The sequence below is a fragment of the Kitasatospora sp. NPDC056531 genome (assembly GCF_042794375.1).
In the GTDB taxonomy this organism is placed as follows: Bacteria; Actinomycetota; Actinomycetes; order Streptomycetales; family Streptomycetaceae; genus Kitasatospora.
Map to the genome: position 1 here is coordinate 1 of NZ_JBHTTU010000122.1, position 3,321 is coordinate 3,321.

Here is a 3,321-nt window from a genome sequence, read left to right on the forward strand (position 1 = left end):
TCACTCTACTGTCGTGAACATGTCACTCACTGTCCTGAATCCGACCGCCCCGGGAAGTGAGAGCCGGACCGCGCCGGCAACAGTGCGCACGTGCACCGGCCGGGACGCTGCTGGCTCAGCAGAGCAGGGCCGGGTTGGGCAGCCGTGCCCAGTGGTCGCCTTCGGGAGCGAGCCGCATCGAGGTGAGGGCCTTGACCGGCAGCGGGTCCTTCACGAGGGCTTGCAGATCGGGGGTCGCCGGGAGGCCTCGGGTGGCGGCTGCCAGGATCGCGCCGAGGGTCGGTGCGTCTCCGGCCAGTGGGCCCAGCGCTCCGGTGAGCAGGCAGCCGAAGACCTTGCGGCGCAGGGTGGTGGGATCGTCGTCCAGGAGCCGACCGGTCATCGGCGGCCGGATTCCGTGTCGGGCCAGACGAGTTGGGCTGATCCGGATGTCGGCGAGGTCACGGTAGACCAGTCGCCGGGCTCGGCCCTGCCGGTCCAGGACGGCGAGCAGGTTCTGCCCGTGTGCTTCCAGGGCCACGCCCAGGTCGAGGAGGTCCAAGCAGACCCCCACGGCCAGGCGCGCGAACTCGGCGATCCGGTCCCCTCGTTCGTCGGCCGCGAGCGGTGCGAAGCATGCGGGTAGCTGCGCGACCGGCACCACCTGCTCTCCCGGCCCCGCGTACGCGTACGGGGACTGACGCAGCATCGCGGCCAGATCCGGTGTGCCGTCTCCTGCCGCCGCCAGGGTCCGCGCGATGTGCAGCCGGCCTCCGAGGTGCTCCGCGGCCCGCTCGACGATCTCGGAGGTGGTCAGCGCGTGCTCCACCGAGTAGGCCGAGATGTCGCGTACCGCGGAGGTGAGTTGGACGCTCAGCGCGGTCTTGACGTGGATGTTCCCGCCGAGGTCGAGCGTTCGCAGGGACAGCAGCGGATGGGCGTTCGGGCCGGGCCGCAGGGGTCGTCCGGTCAGGGCGTGCTCCGCCTGCCAGGGGTGCACCGGGATCAGCGCGAGCCGGCCGTCGCGCAGGTCCGCCGGCCACGGGCCGCGCACCGTGGCGTCGGCCACCGGTGCGAGCCGCAGACCCACCACCGGCCGGTGCTCCGGTGCGTACGCGAGCTGTTCGGCGGCCGAGAAGCCCGGACGGGACCGGCAGGCGGGGTGGTAGGGGTGCCCGTCCGGCGACCGCTGCTCCCACTCCCACGGCATCGCGGGCGGCCCGGCGGGGTGCGGGGCGGTACGGGAGAGCGCCATCGAGGCAACGCTGTGATCGAGCTCGCCGGCGAAACGCCCGCCACCGGGTACGGCCAGGGCCGTGAACAGGTGGGCCGGACGGTCGAACGGGCGGCCGTCCAACTCCACGCGGGCGACGGCCGTCCCGGTGGCCCACGGATCCGACGGCGGGCCGTGCAGCAGCCGCCCGTCCGCAAGCCGCAGGCTGATACCGTCCCGCCCGGAAACGCGTCCCACGATCCAGGGCAGCGGTTCGTGGACGAGCCCCCGCCACAGCCGTGCCAGCACCGCGGACCGGGCCGCGGGCAGGGCGGCGAGATAGGCATCGACCAGCTCAGGGCGGATGTCGCCCAGCTGCTCCGCCAGCTTCCGTTCGGCGGCACTGTCAGGCATGTGACCTCCCATCACCAACTGGCCGTTCCGTTCCAGACATCATGACGGCCGGTGGATGATATTGGTGGCTGATGGATGACTTCGCCAGGACAGCTGACGCACTGTCCGTTGCCCCGCTGCTCAACTGCCTCCTGCGCGAAGCCGTCGAACCGTCGGTGAGCACGTCCACCGGTCACACCGGTCACACCGTCCACCGTCTGAGTGCCACTGGCCGGCTGCTCCGCGTGCGCACCGGCCACCGGCCCTCCTCGCCCGAACTGTGGACCGGTGCGACCTGGCACGCCCTGCACCACGCCGACCTCGTCGAGGTCGCCGCCCGGGAGATGCGTGCCGCCACCGGGCGCCCCAACCCCGCCCTGGTCGCCGAAGCGACGGCAAGTCGCGTGGCCCTGGGGGCGATCCTCGAAGCCCGCGCCCGCGCCACCCCGTCCGAGGACCCGTGGCTGCGCTCCGAGCAGGCGCTCGTCATGGGACACCCATGCCACCCGGCCCCCAAGGCCCGCAGCGGTGGCGGCCCGCCCGCCGCCTGGCTGCGCTACGCCCCGGAGGCGTACGCGCGATTCCCGCTCGTGCTGCTCGGCGTCCGTGCCGACGCGGTGATCGACGAAGGCGAGACCCGCGCCCTCGACTTCTTGGGCCAGGCGCCGCCCGGCTACCGCCTGCTGCCCGCCCACCCCTGGCAGTTCTCCCTCACCCACCACCTGCCGGCCGTGCGCACCGCCTTCGCCGAGGGGCGGCTCGTTCGGCTCGGCAGCACCCCCTGGCAGGCCCGGGCGACGTCCTCGGTGCGCACGGTCCACGTCCCGGGAAGCCCCGAGCGTCTCGGATCGGCCGATCTGTTCCTCAAGTTCAGTCTGGAGGTGCAGATCACCAACGACGTCCGGCGGATGCGGCGGCACGAACTCCGCCAGGGGCGCCGCACCGACCCGCTGGTCGCGGACGCCTTCGCGGCCATGGGTGGCCGGGCGGCCTGGTTGGGTGAACCGGGATACCGCACCGTTCGCGGCCTTGAGGAGACCCTTCCGGTCCTGGTCCGCGACGGCCTGGACGAGCACCTGGTGCCGGGCGCCACCGCGATACTGACCGGTGCGCTCACCGAAGGCTTCGACGGCAATCCGCTTGATCGCGTCGCCGACCCGCTGCGCTGGTGGGAGGCCTACCTGGGCCACCTGGTCCCGCCGGTGCTGGAGGCGTACGCGTGCCACGGTGTGGCGGTCGAGTGCCACCTGCAGAACACCTTGATCGCCGTCAACGCGGACGGAGATCCCGTCCAGACCGTCTTCCGTGATGCCGAGGGAGCCAAAGTCGTTCCCGAGACGCCTCGCGAGGCGGCCTGGCGGCGCCTGGTGTACTGCCTCGTCGTCAACAACCTCGGCGAGATCGCCAACACCCTCGCGCACCGCTTTCCCCGGGTGGCGGGCGCGCTGTGGCCGGCCGCGCGGCAGGAGTTCGAGCGGTGCGAGAAGGAGCTCGACCTCCCGGAGACGGCCGAGCTGCTGGCCGCGCCCACGGTGCCGGGCAAGGCCAACCTGCTCTCCCGCTGGCTCGACGCGGACGGCACCGAGCCACGGTTCGTGCCCGTCCCCAACCCGCTGGCCGCCACTCGTAGTCTCCCGTAGTAGACCGCCTGCGCCCCACCCACCCCCCCCCACGCCCCTTCCCCCCCCCCCGCCCCCCTACCCCCCCCCCCCTTCCCACCCCCCCACCACCCCACC

2 protein-coding genes are annotated in these 3,321 nt (G+C 73.0%); one reads left to right on the plus strand and one right to left on the minus strand.

The annotated features are described in order from the left end of the window. Nucleotides 1-115: 115 nt before the first annotated feature. Nucleotides 116-1,606, minus strand: a complete 1,491-nt coding sequence (locus tag ACFQ87_RS40615) for an IucA/IucC family protein (RefSeq protein WP_380615988.1) — start codon at nt 1,604-1,606, stop codon at nt 116-118. Between the two features lie 71 nt (nt 1,607-1,677). On the opposite strand from ACFQ87_RS40615, the gene ACFQ87_RS40620 reads away from it, so the two are divergent. Next, nucleotides 1,678-3,225, plus strand: coding sequence for an IucA/IucC family protein (locus ACFQ87_RS40620; RefSeq protein ID WP_380615989.1), 1,548 nt, complete (start codon nt 1,678-1,680; stop codon nt 3,223-3,225). Nucleotides 3,226-3,321 lie beyond the last annotated feature (96 nt).